This is a genomic window from Ruegeria sp. CF4 (assembly GCF_056537345.1).
Map to the genome: position 1 here is coordinate 43,040 of NZ_JBQFRJ010000005.1, position 15,572 is coordinate 58,611.

General features: G+C 58.2%; 14 protein-coding genes. 2 read left to right on the forward strand and 12 right to left on the reverse strand.

Translation table 11 applies throughout. From position 1 onward, the window contains the following. The first annotated feature begins 7 nt into the window (after positions 1 to 7). Positions 8 to 814, forward strand: coding sequence for a taurine ABC transporter ATP-binding protein (locus ACR0NF_RS12590; protein WP_480472622.1), 807 nt, complete (start codon positions 8 to 10; stop codon positions 812 to 814). Further along, the gene (locus tag ACR0NF_RS12595; RefSeq protein WP_480658782.1) at positions 811 to 2,076 is read left to right on the forward strand and encodes an ABC transporter permease; all 1,266 of its coding nucleotides are present in this window, start codon (positions 811 to 813) and stop codon (positions 2,074 to 2,076) included. Before ACR0NF_RS12590 ends, ACR0NF_RS12595 begins: the two co-directional genes overlap by 4 nt. Before the next feature lie 49 nt (positions 2,077 to 2,125). Here ACR0NF_RS12595 and ACR0NF_RS12600 read toward each other — a convergent pair whose 3' ends face one another. From ACR0NF_RS12600 to ACR0NF_RS12655, 12 genes are all read right to left on the reverse strand, one after another. Next, on the reverse strand, positions 2,126 to 2,791 hold the full coding sequence (locus tag ACR0NF_RS12600) for a D-lyxose/D-mannose family sugar isomerase (RefSeq protein WP_480472626.1): 666 nt from the start codon (positions 2,789 to 2,791) through the stop codon (positions 2,126 to 2,128). A gap of 13 nt (positions 2,792 to 2,804) precedes the next feature. Further along, complete coding sequence (locus ACR0NF_RS12605) at positions 2,805 to 3,731, reverse strand: carbohydrate kinase family protein (protein ID WP_480472628.1); 927 nt, start codon at positions 3,729 to 3,731, stop codon at positions 2,805 to 2,807. Positions 3,732 to 3,752: 21 nt separating this feature from the next. Next, complete coding sequence (locus ACR0NF_RS12610; protein WP_480667388.1) at positions 3,753 to 5,582, reverse strand: family 1 glycosylhydrolase; 1,830 nt, start codon at positions 5,580 to 5,582, stop codon at positions 3,753 to 3,755. 72 nt (positions 5,583 to 5,654) lie between these two features. Next, positions 5,655 to 7,562, reverse strand: a complete 1,908-nt coding sequence (locus ACR0NF_RS12615) for a beta-galactosidase (RefSeq protein ID WP_480472632.1) — start codon at positions 7,560 to 7,562, stop codon at positions 5,655 to 5,657. Then, positions 7,559 to 8,419: an SMP-30/gluconolactonase/LRE family protein gene (locus ACR0NF_RS12620; RefSeq protein ID WP_480667385.1), complete on the reverse strand. Its 861-nt coding sequence runs from the start codon at positions 8,417 to 8,419 to the stop codon at positions 7,559 to 7,561. Before ACR0NF_RS12620 ends, ACR0NF_RS12615 begins: the two co-directional genes overlap by 4 nt. Further along, positions 8,416 to 9,021, reverse strand: a complete 606-nt coding sequence (locus tag ACR0NF_RS12625) for a 2-dehydro-3-deoxy-6-phosphogalactonate aldolase (RefSeq protein ID WP_480485011.1) — start codon at positions 9,019 to 9,021, stop codon at positions 8,416 to 8,418. The genes ACR0NF_RS12620 and ACR0NF_RS12625 overlap by 4 nt, the downstream gene beginning before the upstream one ends. Then, a complete protein-coding gene (locus tag ACR0NF_RS12630; RefSeq protein ID WP_480778348.1) occupies positions 9,018 to 9,911 on the reverse strand; it encodes a 2-dehydro-3-deoxygalactonokinase in 894 nt (297 codons plus the stop codon). The genes ACR0NF_RS12625 and ACR0NF_RS12630 overlap by 4 nt, the downstream gene beginning before the upstream one ends. A gap of 4 nt (positions 9,912 to 9,915) precedes the next feature. Further along, on the reverse strand, positions 9,916 to 10,683 hold the full coding sequence (locus tag ACR0NF_RS12635; RefSeq protein WP_480658770.1) for an SDR family NAD(P)-dependent oxidoreductase: 768 nt from the start codon (positions 10,681 to 10,683) through the stop codon (positions 9,916 to 9,918). Continuing rightward, positions 10,683 to 12,392: an IlvD/Edd family dehydratase gene (locus ACR0NF_RS12640; RefSeq protein WP_480778349.1), complete on the reverse strand. Its 1,710-nt coding sequence runs from the start codon at positions 12,390 to 12,392 to the stop codon at positions 10,683 to 10,685. Before ACR0NF_RS12640 ends, ACR0NF_RS12635 begins: the two co-directional genes overlap by 1 nt. Positions 12,393 to 12,403: 11 nt before the next feature. Continuing rightward, positions 12,404 to 13,744: an alpha-galactosidase gene (gene melA, locus ACR0NF_RS12645; protein ID WP_480658767.1), complete on the reverse strand. Its 1,341-nt coding sequence runs from the start codon at positions 13,742 to 13,744 to the stop codon at positions 12,404 to 12,406. A gap of 22 nt (positions 13,745 to 13,766) precedes the next feature. Continuing rightward, positions 13,767 to 14,615, reverse strand: coding sequence for a carbohydrate ABC transporter permease (locus tag ACR0NF_RS12650; RefSeq protein ID WP_480472646.1), 849 nt, complete (start codon positions 14,613 to 14,615; stop codon positions 13,767 to 13,769). A gap of 1 nt (position 14,616) precedes the next feature. Beyond that, positions 14,617 to 15,543: a carbohydrate ABC transporter permease gene (locus tag ACR0NF_RS12655; RefSeq protein ID WP_480472648.1), complete on the reverse strand. Its 927-nt coding sequence runs from the start codon at positions 15,541 to 15,543 to the stop codon at positions 14,617 to 14,619. Between the last annotated feature and the right edge of the window lie 29 nt (positions 15,544 to 15,572).

Consider the following 15,572-nt stretch of genomic DNA (forward strand, 5'->3'; position numbering starts at 1 on the left):
ATACAGGATGCCTGAACTGGACATTGTCGATTTGTCCATGCGTTTCGACCTACCCAACGGCTCATCGGTACAGGCACTACAGGATGTTTCGCTCAGCCTGAAAGAAGGCGAGCTGATGTCGGTGCTTGGCCCATCGGGCTGCGGCAAGACCACGCTTCTCAATATCGTCGCGGGATTTTTGGCCCCTACATCGGGTAAAATCGAACTGAACGGTCACCTCGTCGAAGGACCGGACGCTGAACGTGGAATGGTTTTCCAGAAAGGCGCCTTGTTCGAATGGATGAACGTGCGCGAGAATGTCGATTTCGGTCCCCGTATGAAAGGGATGCCTAAGGCCGAACGCGACCAGATCTCGGATCATCTGCTCGAAGTCGTGGGTTTGCAGGATTTCAAGGACAAGGCGGTCTACGAATTGTCTGGCGGTATGCAACAGCGCGTGGCGCTGGCGCGGTGTTTGGCCAACGAGCCGGACGTTATCCTGATGGACGAACCTCTGGGCGCTCTGGACGCGCTGACGCGCGAAAAGATGCAGGGCCTTGTTCTGAAACTCTGGAAAGAAACCGGCAAGACGATCATTCTGATCACCCACTCGGTCGAAGAGGCCCTTTTGCTGGGCGAGCGTCTGATCGTGATGGCGCCCAGACCCGGACGAATTCACCGCGAATACAACCTGCCGTTCGCCGAGCGCGGCGTGAACGCGGATCTGCGGGACGTGAAGAAATCCGAAGGGTTCGCAGAAAAACGCGATGAGATTCTCTCGATGATCTGGGAGATGGAAGAAGAAATTATGGGTCGGACGGAGCAGGCATCATGATTGTACTTCTGTTTTATATTGGCCTGTTTGGCGGCGCGTTCTTCATCGTCTACGCGATGCGTCGGGGATTGCAGTCACGTCAGGACTTCACCAGCCTGAAAACAGTAACTTTTGGCGATGAAAGCGCGGTTCGTGCAGATCGGGCGGCGTCAATCATCTCGGTCCTCGTGATCTTTGTGATCTGGGCCGCGTTCACGGGGTCAAAACTGTTCCCGATCCATGTGCCGGGCCCCTTTGTAGGCGAAACGCAATTCACCTACACTTTGGAGAATGCGGATGGCACCACGGACGAGGCGACCGTCTTTGTCCGCGTCCCCTCATTTGGTGAAGAGGCTGAGAAGTTCGAGGTTGAGCCCGGAAGCGGTTTTGCCAAGGATGATGCCTTTGCGGCACCTGCGGGCCGGTCTTCGACCATTCTGTTCGACAAAAACGACGACGCCAAACGCGCGGATGGCGCGAAAATCATCGCCATCAATGGCACGCCCATTGGCCCGGATGATGCGGTGGATACAGGTGATGGTACTGTTACTCTGACCGGGAAAGGCGCGATCAGCTTTACGCCCGATCAGGGCCTGCAGATGAACCCGATCTGGCTGCCTGCACCGGAAACCGTCGTTGCGCGTTTCTTTGAAATTGCCAGCGAGGGCTACCAGAACTTCTCGCTGTGGCAGCACCTGGGCTGGTCACTGCTCCGCGTGATCGCAGGCTTTGTAGCAGGTGCACTGGTGGGCATCCCGCTGGGCTATGCAATGGGCCTGTCCGGCTGGTTCCGCGGCTGGTTCGACCCGATCGTCGAATTCATGCGTCCGGTTCCGCCTTTGGCGCTGATCCCGCTGGTTATCATCTGGTTCGGCATCTGGGAAACAGGAAAGATCGTTCTGCTGTTCCTGGCGGCGCTTTGGATCATGACCATCGCTGCGCGGGCAGGGGTTTCCGGGGTGAACATCTCGAAAATCCACGCCGCCTATTCGCTGGGCGCTTCTAAGTGGCAGATCATGCGTTATGTGATCGTACCCAACTCTCTGCCCGAGATATTCACGGGCGCACGGGTCGCGATGGGCGTTTGCTGGGGCACGGTTGTTGCTGCTGAACTGGTGGCAGCCCAGAAAGGCGCCGGGATGATGATCATCGCCGCGTCGAAATTCCAGCTGACCGACATCGTGATCATGGGCATCGTGATGATCGGTATCATCGGCTACGGCATCGATATCCTGATGCGCAAGGCTGAAAACTGGCTGGTGCCGTGGAAAGGCCGCAGCTGATCTGTCGGATCATGGCATAGAAACGGCTCCCGAATATTTCGGGGGTCGTTCAGTAATCGGATACCAGCAGAAAATCCGGAGTCGCGTCTTCCTCAATGGTCGCAAATCGCGGGATCGGATCTTCGAACACATTGTCTGTACGATCGTCGTTGACAGTCGAGACCTCACCAATCAGGCAATCGCCCTGTTCGGCCCAGAACGCATGCCAGATGCCGGGCATCAGGGTGACGCTTTGACCAGGTTTCAGGCGCAATAGCTCTCCAGGCTGAATGATGACCGGGCAACCGTCGCTCGGGACAACAACAGGCGTTTCACGATCGATGCCACCGTCGGGATCTGAGGCGTAGATCTCCATCACGAGATCACCGCCCCCACGGTTGATGATGTCTTCGGCTTTCAGGATGTGGCGGTGCATGGGCGACAGTTGTTTATCGCGCGAAATCAGAAGTTTCTCGGCATAAAGCATGCCGCGCCCTTGGCTCAAGTCGTCTACGTCTCCGTTGCGCAGGGTGAAGAGGAACAGCCCAAGCTCATCGAACCGACCTTGTCCATAGTCGGTGATATCCCAGCCCAGCCCTCGGTTGCGAATGCCTGCAGCCTTGTCGCTGCGCATCTCATCGGGTGACCAATCGGAAAAAGGTGGCAACACCGCCCCGAATGACTGGATAAAGCGTTGTGCATCGGCCTTGATGTTGTTGATATCGGATCGTTTCATGGTCGTATGCCTATCAAAGTTCATGCGCCCAGGGCGGGTTTGCCCCGGCGCGGGAGACAGTTACAGCGGCTACCTGCGCGCCCAGTTCAAGTGCGGCCTTCATGCTGTCTGCCGAAAGGGTCCGTAGCGCCGGTTTGTTCAGGTGGCCGGTTTGCTCAAGCTGAGCGAGAACGCCTGCGTTGAAAGTATCGCCGGCACCAACGGTATCGACGACGTCGACCTTTTGCACCGGGACCGAGACCTCGGAACCGTCGGCAAGATAACCCGTCGCGCCGTCACCGCCTCGGGTGACGATCACAACCGCCGGTCCGGCTTGCAGCAGCAGCGGGATTTTCTCGGCATGAGTTTCCGGGCCTGGGATGATCCAGTCGAGGTCTTCATCCGAAACCTTGACGATATCGGCCAGAGCGATCATCCGGTTCAGACGGGTGCGGTATCGCGTCTGATCTTTGATGAATCCCGGTCGGATGTTTGGGTCCAGCATCACCGCGCGATCCGAGCCGTGACGCTCTAGAAGCGCGGCATAAGCATCAGCGCAGGGTTCACAGGCAAGGCTGATCCCTCCAAAATACAGCGCTGAGACCCCCGTTAGCTGGTCCGGCATGTCGTCGGGACGTAGCATCCGACCGGCTGAGTTTTCGTCAACAAAACTATAGCTCGCGTGGCCGTCCTGCAGCTGCACAAAGGCCAATGTCGTGGGGCGATCCGAGCGAATGATGTGATTGGTCGAGACATGGCTGATCTGCAGTGCGGCAGTCAGTTGCTCGCCGAACATATCCGTCGAGAGGCCGGTCAACAGCCCGGTCTGAACGCCCAACCGTCCCAGTGCAATTGCCGTGTTGAAGATGGCCCCGCCGGAATGCGGTACAAACCCCTGTTCACCCGAAACAGTGGGCGCGGCAATCATGTCGATCAGGGCTTCTCCGCAGCACAGGATCATTCCGCTGTCCTCTTCCCTTGCTCAGCGCGCGAGCGCATTCTGGCAGAAATTGTTAGCGCCAACAATGCCGAACTCATCTTGTTCCGAGACATAAAGGTTCATTCCCTGACGCAGCGTATCGAACCGTCCGCCCGCATTGAAGGCCCTCAGGAAATCTTGACCGAAAAGCCAGCGGTTCTTTTCGGCGACGCCACCCACCAAGAAAACACCGCCTGTTGGAACCAGGGCCATTGCCAGATCACCCATGATCGCGCCGAGATGTTCGGTGAACATACGCGCGGTCTTAACGGCGCAGGGATCATTCCCATCCCGCGCGTCCTGCAAGATATCCTTGGCGGATCGTATTGCTGTTTCAGTCCGGCCGCTCGCCATCCCCACAGCCTGATACAGGATCGGCAAGCCTGTTCCGCTCAGAAACATCTCCGCTTCGATCACCAGACTATCGTCGAAGAAACACTCGGGCGCTATGCGTCGGGCGGCGTCGAAGACCTCAACTTCATCGAGGTGCCGGGGTGACAGACCCATGTGCCCGCCTTCACCCGATGCTGTATGGAAATGACCTTCGGACCAGAGCAGGGCACCGACGCCCAGCCCGGTACCGGGTCCCACAACCAGACGGGTGCCAATCGGGGGGGCGCTTTCGCCTTGCAGCACTTCAACATGATCTTCGGTAATCTTCGCGACTGACCACGCAGCTGCGGTGAAATCATTGATCACGAAGGTATGTTGCGCGCCAGTGGCACGGGCGAGTTCATCTTCGGATAGATCAAGATTGGCATTGGTCAGGCGGATAGAGCCATTCCGTACCGGCCCGGCCCCTGCGGCTACTACGGCACGCGGATCGGTGCCGATCTCGTCCCGCAAGCTGTGCAGCGCATCGCGCAGATCGGTCAGAGTGCCGGTCGGGTATTTTCGCAGGTCGGTCAATTCTCCGTTGGTGACGACCCCCAACCGGGTGTTGGTGCCGCCGATATCCGCGACAAGGTTCCAATGCGCATGCACATGGCTTTCTGGCTTGACCCATGGCGCCGGGTGTGGTTGATCGGACAGAAATGTCAGCAGCTCTGCACTCGACGACTTCAGGAAAACACCCTGTATAGGTACATTCTGCCGAAGCACATCTTGAACCGCTTCCAACCCAAGTTCCAATTTAGATAGTGTGCCGCCGTCCAGCGTGACAAAGAGCGGTACGTCCTTGGAGTAGCCTTGTACCTCAAGGAGCTTTGGCAAGATCTCGAGCGAAAGGCCATACCAGTCGACAGGCTCCGCAATTGTGCCAAGGTCCTGCTGCCAGTTTTCGGGCAGATCGGCACCTAACGGTTTCAGTATAGATGTTGGATAGGACCTGTCGATGACGGCCTCTAGCCCGTGACTCAGCTCCGCACCAACATTCGTCATGCCATAGCCGCGCATCGCTTGGACGGCCATGCCTTGCGCCAGCAGCTGGTGGTGCAGGCTCCGCGCGGTGCCGCGTTTGTCGTTCTGTTGGGCGGGCAGGGGACCACGGGTTGCGATGCTGAACAAAAGCTCACCAATCCGTGCTACGATTATCTCGGCGAAATCGGCAAATCGCGCAGCGATATCCCGGTTGCGCCATCCGCCTTGATCCACCAGAGCAGCTGGCAGAGTTTTATGGTCAAGTATCGCGCAGGGCCGCAATCCCAGTTCCAGTATTTGATCAACTCGTCGCGCAAGGTGATCCACAGCTTCGGGCACCGATTTGCATCCATCCTGAAGGATCTGATCCCAGTGGATGTGCAAACGATAACTATCAAACCCGCCCGCAATCTTGGCAGGCTCGACCGCACCAAACAGGAAATCGTCGGGAAAGTTTGAACGGGTGTATTTCATCGTTGCAACCTGCTGGGCGTGACCTTAGCTCTGCGACCTAGCAGGTTATGTTAGCGTTATCTACCCTTATTATTATGGCTGCACGCGTGTGCGGAACACGACATCACAACCGTTGACCCGGGTATCTCCCCAGACGATCGGGTCTGCGTTGTAATTGATCAGAACCTCGTAAGAGGCTGTCTCGCGCCGTCGCAAGCCGTTTGGCATCGAAACGACGGGCAGGCCCGTTTGTTGCGCCGCCATGGCGATGATCCTGTCCCAAAGAGGCTCATCCGGAAAACCACCCAGATACCACAGGCTATCATTTCCCTTCAGTGCCGCGTTGCCATTGTCAAAGCTCAGTAGGTCGGGCGCGTCGCCGGACAGATGTTCGGCCCAGTGGATGATTGCGCCGCCGCCCTCTACCGGGCGTTCGGTGCCGGGGGGCAATGTCTCGATCACATCGACCGAGCAATCCAGCGCCGACAGGCCGGGGCGTCCGTGGTCGGGGATGCGAAACTCGGGCGTGATGGCGCCTGTGCGCGGTCCGAGGATCGCGAGTTTGGCCTTGGACAACGACTTTTGCAGATCCTCGTCCACACTTGCGAGACCCGGTGCCAGGATCAGGTCATAGCCCTCGGGAAGCAGATCGGCCGCAGAGAGAATATCTACCGATAGCCCAGCCCGCCGTAACGCACGATAGGCCGAGAAGACCAAACGGAAATACCCAAAGTCCGCCCCCTGACGCTGCGTCTGCCACGCCCAATCCGACGCATAGTCGAACAGGATAGCGACCTTGGCACGTGCGGGCTTGATCTCTCCAAGCTCGGCCAATTCGTCGGCTGTCTGGCGCGCCTCGGCCAGAGCGGGGGCGTCGTCTCCCCAAGGGCTCAGAAGACCTGCATGCATCTGTTCTTGCCCGAACGGGGCCTGGCGCCAGCGGAAATAGCTGACAACTTCAGCACCATGCGCCACAGCCTCCAACGACCAGAGCCGCACCATGCCGGGCAGCGGGGCCGGGTTGTAAGGTGCCCAGTTCACCGGACCGGGCTGTTGCTCCATCACCCACCAACGCCCGTGGCCAACCGCGCGATAGAGGTCGTGGTGAAACGCCTGCATATCCGGATCGCCTTGTTGCAGGAACGCTGCCTTATGTGTGTCATCAGCCTCAAGCCGGTCCGACAGAAAGCCGATCGGATAACTGTCCCAAGTGGCGATGTCGAGGTCTTTGCCGACCTCGAAGTGATCGAATTCCAATACACGCCCCATATAATTATGTAGCAGCGGTGCATCTGTCAGAGGGCGCAGCGCGTCGACCTGAGCTTTGTTGAAGGCCACAACCTGATCCGAGCTGAATCTGCGGAAGGCCAGAACATGCGCCGGGTTGGGTTCTGTCACGGTCAGATTGGGTAGGTCGATCTGGTCAAAACTGCCGTATTCCATCGACCAGAACACATTGCCCCACGCCTCGTTCAGGGCTTGAACGGTTCCGTAGCGGTTCTTTAGCCAGAGCCGGAATGCCTGCAATGCAACCGGGCTGTAGCTGAGCGTTGTGTCGTGACAACCATATTCATTGTCGATCTGCCACGCGGCGACATTAGGGTTGCGCCCATAGCGCTCGCCCATGATCCGCGCAATGCGCACGCTCTCTTCGACATAGCCCAGATGGCTGAAGCAATAATGCCTGCGCGACCCGAACTTGCGTGGGTTACCATTGGCGTCAACGGCCAGCATGTCGGGATGCTTGTCCAGCATCCACCGGGGTGGTGTTGCCGTGGGCGTGCCCATCACCACCTTCAACCCCGCAGCACCAAGCGTCTCGACGGCACGGTCGAGCCAGCCGAATTGCAGATCGCCGGGGATTGGCTCTAACCGGCTCCAGGCGAATTCGCCGATACGGACCCATTTCAGACCTGCATGGATCATACGTTCCGCGTCTTCGGACCACTGCGTTTCAGGCCAGTGTTCCGGGTAATAGCATACGCCAAGTTCGGGTTTCATAAGATGACTCTGTGTTCCATCTGCCCATGCGCGACGTCTGGCGCAAAAAGGGTCATGCCGTTGGTTGGGTTTGAGTTCAATGTATCTGCATCCAGCCCCTGGCGGGCCGTGGTGCAGAACAGGGTCGTCAAATCGTTGCCTCCGAATGCGGGGCAGGAAGTATGGCGGGCGTCAAAATCGACTGCACGCAGAAAATGCGCATCTGCGTCATAAGCGGCCACCCGGCTGGCACCCCATTGGGCGATCCAGATGTTGCCTTGCGCGTCGACGACCGCACCGTCCGGGTTCAATCCTTCTTGGGTGAGGTCGAGGAAGACGGCTGCCTCTCCCTCGGGCCATCCCGTTTGCGCATTCAATTGCCAACGCATGACTTGTTTGGTCGCTGTATCGCAGAAATAAGCACAGGATCGATCAGGCGCAAAGCAGATAGCGTTCGAGATGGTGATATCCCCGACCAAATGCCTCAGCTCTCCCTGCCAATAGCGGTAGATCGATCCGGCACCGGCCTCGGCCTGTTTACCCATGGTGCCGATCCAGAACCCACCAAATGGGTCTGCGCGACCGTCGTTCGAGCGCGTAACTGCGTTGTCCGCCTCGAGCGCTACGATGAGGTCTTTCGCATCAGTCTCCAACCCAAACCGCCAGAGCCCGGTTTCTGAGGCGATCAGCAGAGTGTCGTGATTGATCCACCCTGCGGCCGAGACATGCTCATCAAACTGCCAGATCTGTGCCGCGTCTCCGTCACGCGACATCAAGCGCTTGCCGATGATATCGAACCAGAACAATTGCTGCCGTTCCGGATGCCACAACGGTCCTTCGCCCAATTCGCAAGGGCGGTCGTCATAGATCTGACTCATGCGATGGCCTCGTCATAAGCTGTAACGATCTTGCGGGCTCGTTCAGCGATGTCCGCGACAGGCAAGCCCGGTTTGAACAGCGCGGATCCGATGCCAAACCCGTCTGCGCTGGCCTCGATCCATTCCTTGAAGTTTTCAGGCCCTGCGCCGCCGACGGCAAAAACCTGAGTCCCGGCAGGAAGAATTGCCCGCATCGCGGCAAGCCCTGAGGGTCCGGCCATGGATCCCGGAAACAGCTTCAACCCGCTCGCACCCGCCTTGAGTGCCGAGAATGCTTCGGACGGAGTAAACACGCCCGGCCAGCTTTCGAGACCCAGCTTATGGGTATGCGAGATGACGTCGACGTCACAATTGGGCGAGACAATCAAGCGGCCTCCAACATTGGCCACCGAGTCGACCTCATCCAGGGTCAGAACGGTGCCTGCACCGATCAGAGCATCATCGCCAAATTCGCGTGCCAGAATCCCGATGCTCTCCAATGGGTTGGGCGAGTTTAGTGGAACTTCGATCCGATCAATTCCAGCGTCGATCAGCGCGCGCCCGACAGCGGCGGCCTCGGATGGGGTCAATCCGCGCAGGATGGCAATGACAGGGCGGCTCATGCGGTTTCTTTCGTCAGGGATCGAGCCTGCAACAAACCTGCAAGCGTTGCAGTTGTGGCGTCCACGATCTCAATCATCGCGCCCTGTTGTCCGAGCGCTGCAGCATAGGCATTTGACAGACCTTCCGGTCCGATGATTGCCAGTTGCTGACCCAGCCAAAAGGGCCGCGTCGCGGCAAGCTCAGCCCCAATCAGCATGCCGGACAACCGTGCATTGGCTACGGACTTGCTTTGACCGTGCAGCAGGTCAGCGGCGCGCAAACCAAACAACCGAACGGCCAATTGTTCCGGCTTGGACAGCGCATCCGTGACCGCGTCGCTGAAACTTGCGTCGTCCCATCCGTCCTCTACCGAGTGTCGGAGTACCGATTGCCCGCGTAGCAGATCGAACAATTCGCCGGTCATGAATGTTCTGAAACTGATGACTTCTCCGGCGCTGATTTGCACCCATTTGGTATGCGTGCCGGGCAGGCATATGACGCCGTCCCAGTGCGGGCGCGTTGCCAGATAACCTGCGATCTGGGTTTCTTCGCCACGCATAACGTCGGCAGGATCGGACTGCTTCAAACCCGGCACGACAAATGCGCGGATACGTGGGTCAGTATCCGGGACCCGGATCGGAGCATTCGGCACAGGGGCCGAGGGGACGGCGACATAGGGTGCTTCGACCCAGCCTTGCCGCGCACCGACCATGCCGCAAGCGATGACATCAACGGTTTCTGCGGGCAACCAGGGCTCAATCAGTGCCATTAGCGCGGCCTGAAAATCTCCGCCGGCTGTTTTGGACATGCCATCCTGTGACTGAGAGTGTTCCAGCACAGTGTCACCCTGCATGGCCCAAGCCCTCAGGCGGGATGTTCCCCAATCAACTGCGATCCAGTCCGTGTTCATTTCATCATCCTGTTGTCACCACACCGCCATCAACCACCATGCATTGGCCGGTCATCGCATGGCTGGCCTTTGACGCAAGAAACAGTGTCGGCGCAACCATATCTTCGGGTTTGAGGTGTTCTTTCAGGCATTGCCGCTCCAGATGCGCGACCAGATCTTCGGGCGTTGCCCACATATCCAGCTGCTTCTGGGTCAGCACCCAGCCCGGAGCCAGCGCATTGACCCGGATGTCCTGCGGCCCCAATTCGCGCGCCAATGAACGGGTCATGCCAGTGATCCCCGCATTCGAAGTCGTGTATATCGGATAACCGGAATTGCCCATCAGATAGCTGATCGAGCTGAAATTGACGATCGCCCCACCTTTATCCTTCATCTGACGCGCAGCTTCCTGACAGGCAAAGTAATAGGCCTTGAGATTGACCTCGATCATCCAGTCCCAGAACTCGGGCGTGGTGTCTTCAAGCCCGTGGCGCTTATCGTTGGCCGCATTGTTGACTAACACGTCAAGCGGGCCATGCGCCTCAGCCGCTTGTTGCATGGTGGCGTGCAAAAGCTCGGTGTCGGTCATATCGCCCTGCAGGAACAGAGGTGCTCGCCCGTGCTTTTCACGCATTTCATCAACAAAGGCACTGGCGTCAGAGCGGCCGATGAAGGCGACCTGAGCACCTTGTGCCATGAAGCCGTCCGTCAGCGCGGCCCCAAGCCCAGAGCCGCCGCCGGTAATGTAAACCGACGCTCCGTTCAGGTCATGGAAAGTGGCGGGTTGGGTCATCAATGGCTCTCTCTGGTCACAAGGCGGGTGTCTTTTCCAACAAGGAAATCAAGGTCGGCACCCTGATCCGCTTGCAGCACATGGTCGATATAGAGTTTCGCGTAGCCGCGGGTGTAATGCGGATCGTCCGGTTGCCAGGTGGCGCGGCGGGCGTCCAGTTCTGCCTCATCGACCAGAAGTTCCATCTCGCCCTTGCTGACCGACACGCGGATGCGATCACCGGTTTTAACCAGCGCCAATGTGCCGCCTGCCTGTGCCTCGGGGCTGACATGCAGGATGACGGTTCCATAAGCAGTGCCTGACATGCGCGCATCCGAGATGCGGATCATGTCGCGCACACCTTCCCTCACCAGCTTGGCGGGGATCGGCATATTGCCAACCTCGGGCATGCCGGGATAGCCCTTGGGCCCGCAGCCCTTGAGCACCAGAATGGTTTCAGCCGTCACTGGCAGGTCGTCGCGGTCAATGTTCGCCTTCAGGTCTTCGATGTTTTCAAAAACGTAAGCTTCTGCTTCGGTTTCCAGCAGCGCGTCAGTGGCTGCCGATGGTTTCACGATGGCCCCGTTGGGCGCAAGATTGCCGCGCAAAACACGCAGGCCAGCAGCGGGTTTGACCGGATCAGCGAAGGGGCGGATGACATCGGTGTTATAGCACTCGGCTCCTTCATAATGGGCCGATATATCCTTGTTCAGGACAGTTTTGGCCGGGCGTAAGAAGGATTTGAGTTCGTTCAACACGGCTGGCACACCACCAGCATAGCAGAAATCTTCCATCAGGTACTTGCCTGAGGGCATGCAGTTCACCAGCAGCGGGATTTCGGTTCCGAGTTCGAAATCCTTGAGCGTCAGGTCAACGCCGACGCGTCCTGCAAGCGCCAGTAAATGCACGACCGCGTTGGTTGAGCCTCCGACTGCAGCATTGGTCAGAATGGCGTTCTCGAACGCCTCTTTGGTCAGGATGTCCGAAGGTTTGAGGTCTTCGTCCACCATCTCGACAATCCGCTTGCCGGTCAGATGCGCCAGCGCCATACGGCGGGCATCGACGGCGGGCAGGGCCGCATTGGTGGGCAGGCTCATACCCATTGCCTCGACCAGTGAGGCCATGGTGGAAGCTGTGCCCATGGTCATGCAAACCCCGGCGCTACGCGACATGCCCGACTCGGCGTTCATGAAATCCTGCAGGGTCATCTCTCCTGCACGGACCTCTTCCGAGAACTTCCAGACATCCGTGCCCGAGCCGATATCCTTGCCCTTGAATTTCCCATTCAGCATCGGGCCGGAGCTGACTACGATGGAGGGCAGATCGACTGAGGCTGCACCCATCAGCTGCCCCGGCGTGGTCTTGTCACATCCGCCCAGCAGGACAACGCCGTCAATGCCATAGGCGCGGATCGATTCCTCGACATCCATCGCCAGCAGGTTTCGGAACAGCATGGCCGTGGGTTTCATCTGGGTTTCGCCCAGCGACATAACGGGGAATTCGAGGGGGAAGCCGCCGGCCTCCCACACGCCACGTTTGACACCTTCGGCCAGGTCGCGCAGGCCCGAATTGCAGGGTGTCAGTTCCGACCATGTGTTGCAGATGCCGATAATTGGGCGTCCGTCAAATGCGTGGTCAGGAAAACCCTGATTTTTCATCCAGGACCGATGGATGAACCCGTCTTTGTCGAGCTTCCCGTACCAGTGTTCCGAGCGGCGTTTCTTGGTCATTGATTGCCCCTTCAAGCGGCTTTGGCGGGCTGGCACCAGTCGGGCAGCCAGTCTGAATGAGCAGTCAGAAGATCTGTTACCAGATTGCGAATCTGGCGCAGGTCCAGCTCGGCCGCTGTGTGCGGGTCCATCATCGCAGCGTGATAAATGTGCTCGGAGTTCTGTTCAACCAGCGCACGGACGGTGAGTTCCTGAACGTTGATCTGGGTCCGCATGAGCGCGATCAGTTGCGATGGAATGTCAGTGACGACGGAAGGTTGCACGCCATTGCTGTCCACCAGACAAGGGGTTTCGACCGCAGCACCAAGGGGCAGTTGCGGGATTTGGCCGGTGTTGGGCAGGTTGCCATAGGCCGTGTAGGGGGTGTCGGTTACGATAGCGTTCATCAGATCAGCCGCGAATTCGTGGCTGCGGGTGACTTGGATATCGCGGCCATCGGTCAGGGTTTTGGCCTGTTCTTTCCAATTCGCAACCTGCTCAACGCAGCGGGTAGGGTATTCATCCAGCGGGATCGAGAATTGCTCGATCAGATCATGCCGCCCGTCTTTGATGAACCACGGCACATATTCGGCCAGATGTTCCGAGCTTTCGGTGCAGAAATAACCCAGATGGTCCATCACCTCATACCGCACCTTGTTCGGGCAACGTGGCATCAGCAACGGGGGTTTGGGCAGTGCACCCTGCGCATAGCCCTGGCGGAGGGCGGGGTAGAGATCGCGACCCTGATGTTCGAGGCGCAGGAAGAAGGCGACGTGATTAACGCCAGCGACCTTATAGCGGAACTCGTCTTTGGGCAGGTCGAGGTCATGGGCCAGTTCCTCGACCGTGTTCTGGACCGAATGGCAGAGCCCGACATGTTTAAGCGTTGGGAATTGCTCGGCCAGCGCCCAGGTGTTGATCGCCATCGGATTGACGTATTGCAGCAGCGTCGCGTCGGGACAGAGCTGCATCATATCTCTTGCCACATCCCACAGGACCGGGACCGTACGCAGCCCGCGCATTATGCCTCCGACGCCAAGCGTGTCAGCGATGGTTTGGCGCAGCCCGTACTGTTTGGGGATTTCGAAATCCGTGACGGTGCAAGGTTTGTACCCTCCGATCTGGAAGGCGGTTATGACGAAATCGGCCCCTTCAAGCGCTGCGCGGCGGTCGGTATGGGTCGATACCGTAGCGCCTGTCCCGACTGAGCGGATCATGGCGCGCGCTACTGTTTCGCTCTCGGTCAGACGTTGAGGGTCGATGTCCATCAACGCAAAATGGCTGTCGGCCAATGCCGGGGTCAGCAGGGCATCGCCCACGATGTTCTGCATGAAGATCGTGGACCCCGCTCCGATAAAGGTGATCTTGGTCATCGGGCAAACCTTTGGTTTGGCGTTATTTTACGGCACCGAGGGTCAAACCCGCGATGAAGTGTTTCTGCATCAGGAAGAACATGGCCACCGGCGGCAGCGCCGCGACGATAGAACCGGCACTCATCAATTGATAGGCGGCGCGGAATTGCGCATTGAAGCTGGTGATCCCTGCCGTAACAGGCTGGCTTTCTGCGCCCTGGGTCAGAACAACCGCCCAGAAATAATCGTTCCAGATGAAGGTGAAAATCAGCACGCTGAGCGCTGCAATCGCCGGTTTCATCAGCGGCAGGACGACGTACCAAAAGATACGCCATTCGCTGATGCCCTCGACTCGCGCCGCCTCAATCAGCTCAAAGGGCAGGGCGCGGATAAAGTTGCGCATGAAGAGCGTGCAGAAGCCGGTCTGGAACGCGATGTGAAACAAGACCAGACCGGTTTTGGTGTTGTAAAGACCTAGTTCCAGCGTCAGGTCGCGCACCGGGACCATGAGAATCTGGAAGGGTACAAAATTACCTGCCACGAACATGAAGAAGATCCAGAGATTTGATCTGAATTTGTAGATACCCAAGGCGAACCCGGTCATGCAGCTGAGTGCGACCGCGCCAATCACCGTCGGAACGGTGATAAGAAACGAGTTCATCAGATAGCGCGGCATGTCCGAGTTGAAGAAGACTTGCCCGTAGTTGACTGCACCCTCAAAGCTGGACGGCAGGCCCCAGTAATTCGCGTTGGTGAAGTCTGCTGCCGGTTTGACTGAGAACAGGGCAACCGCCAGCAGGGGGCCGAGCCATAGCAGCAAGGCCAGAGGTAGCATGGCCTGATAGGTAATTTGTGCCGCGCGGGGTTGTTTTTCGATGGGTTTGGGAAACATCTCAGTGCCCCTTCTCTTCACGATACATCGACCACAGGAAATAGGCGATGAAGCAGAGCATGATCAGGAACAGGATCACGGCGATGGCCGCGCCATATCCCATGCGGAAGCCGTATTCGGACAGCGCGACCTCGAACATGTAGTAGGCCAGAACGCGAGACGACCCGAACGGACCGCCCTGAGTCATGATCGAGATTAGGTCGAAGCTGCGCAGCGCGCCGATGATGGTCACGACAAAGGCGATGAAGGTGGCAGGGCGCAGCTGCGGCAGAATGATGTGCCAGAGCATCCGCCAGCCTTTTGCACCGTCCAGACGCCCGGCCTCGATCTGTTCGGGATCCACGGCGTTGAGGCCGGTGAGGTAGAGGATCATGCAGTAGGCTGTCTGCGGCCAGAGGCCGGCAAAGATGATGCCGTAAGTCACGAAGCGCTCGTCGCCCAATACGTTCAACGGTCCCATGCCAAACAAGCCGAGGAATTCGTTCAAAAGCCCGAAGGTCGGGTCATAAAACCAAGTGAACACAAGGCCGACGACGACTTGAGAAATAACGAATGGGAAGAAAAACAGCGATTTATAAAGGCGGATGCCCCAAACTGTCTGATTTAGAAACAGTGCGATGAAAAGACCCGCTGGGATCGCCGCCAGGTACAGGATCAACCAGATCAGGTTGTTCTTGAGCGAAATGTAGAATGCGTCCCGGTCGACCCACTCCCAGTAGAGGTCCTCGTAATTCCGAAAGCCAACGTATTCCGCCGCACCCAGCCCGTCCCATTCGTAGAGAGAAAGGTTGAAGGATTGGAAAACCGGGATGATCACATAGACCATGAAGAACAGCAGGCCGGGGGCCAGAAACAGCCACGGCGCGATGCGTTGTTGGTTTCTGTGGAACCAGCTTTCCTGTTCGGGGACGTCTACTGCAGCTGTCATGAGGACTCTCGGGTCTGGTGGGGTGAAGG

Excerpts from the sequence above, each read along its gene's own strand:
- ACR0NF_RS12640 (WP_480778349.1), bottom strand. The coding sequence starts at position 12,392 with ATGACCAAGAAACGCCGCTCGGAACACTGGTACGGGAAGCTCGACAAA.
- ACR0NF_RS12625 (WP_480485011.1), bottom strand. The coding sequence starts at position 9,021 with ATGAGCCGCCCTGTCATTGCCATCCTGCGCGGATTGACCCCATCCGAG.
- melA (WP_480658767.1), bottom strand. The coding sequence starts at position 13,744 with ATGACCAAGATCACCTTTATCGGAGCGGGGTCCACGATCTTCATGCAG.
- ACR0NF_RS12605 (WP_480472628.1), bottom strand. The coding sequence starts at position 3,731 with ATGATCCTGTGCTGCGGAGAAGCCCTGATCGACATGATTGCCGCGCCC.
- ACR0NF_RS12630 (WP_480778348.1), bottom strand. The coding sequence starts at position 9,911 with ATGAACACGGACTGGATCGCAGTTGATTGGGGAACATCCCGCCTGAGG.
- ACR0NF_RS12595 (WP_480658782.1), top strand. The coding sequence starts at position 811 with ATGATTGTACTTCTGTTTTATATTGGCCTGTTTGGCGGCGCGTTCTTC.
- ACR0NF_RS12610 (WP_480667388.1), bottom strand. The coding sequence starts at position 5,582 with ATGAAATACACCCGTTCAAACTTTCCCGACGATTTCCTGTTTGGTGCG.
- ACR0NF_RS12655 (WP_480472648.1), bottom strand. The coding sequence starts at position 15,543 with ATGACAGCTGCAGTAGACGTCCCCGAACAGGAAAGCTGGTTCCACAGA.
- ACR0NF_RS12620 (WP_480667385.1), bottom strand. The coding sequence starts at position 8,419 with ATGAGTCAGATCTATGACGACCGCCCTTGCGAATTGGGCGAAGGACCG.
- ACR0NF_RS12635 (WP_480658770.1), bottom strand. The coding sequence starts at position 10,683 with ATGACCCAACCCGCCACTTTCCATGACCTGAACGGAGCGTCGGTTTAC.
- ACR0NF_RS12600 (WP_480472626.1), bottom strand. The coding sequence starts at position 2,791 with ATGAAACGATCCGATATCAACAACATCAAGGCCGATGCACAACGCTTT.
- ACR0NF_RS12590 (WP_480472622.1), top strand. The coding sequence starts at position 8 with ATGCCTGAACTGGACATTGTCGATTTGTCCATGCGTTTCGACCTACCC.
- ACR0NF_RS12650 (WP_480472646.1), bottom strand. The coding sequence starts at position 14,615 with ATGTTTCCCAAACCCATCGAAAAACAACCCCGCGCGGCACAAATTACC.
- ACR0NF_RS12615 (WP_480472632.1), bottom strand. The coding sequence starts at position 7,562 with ATGAAACCCGAACTTGGCGTATGCTATTACCCGGAACACTGGCCTGAA.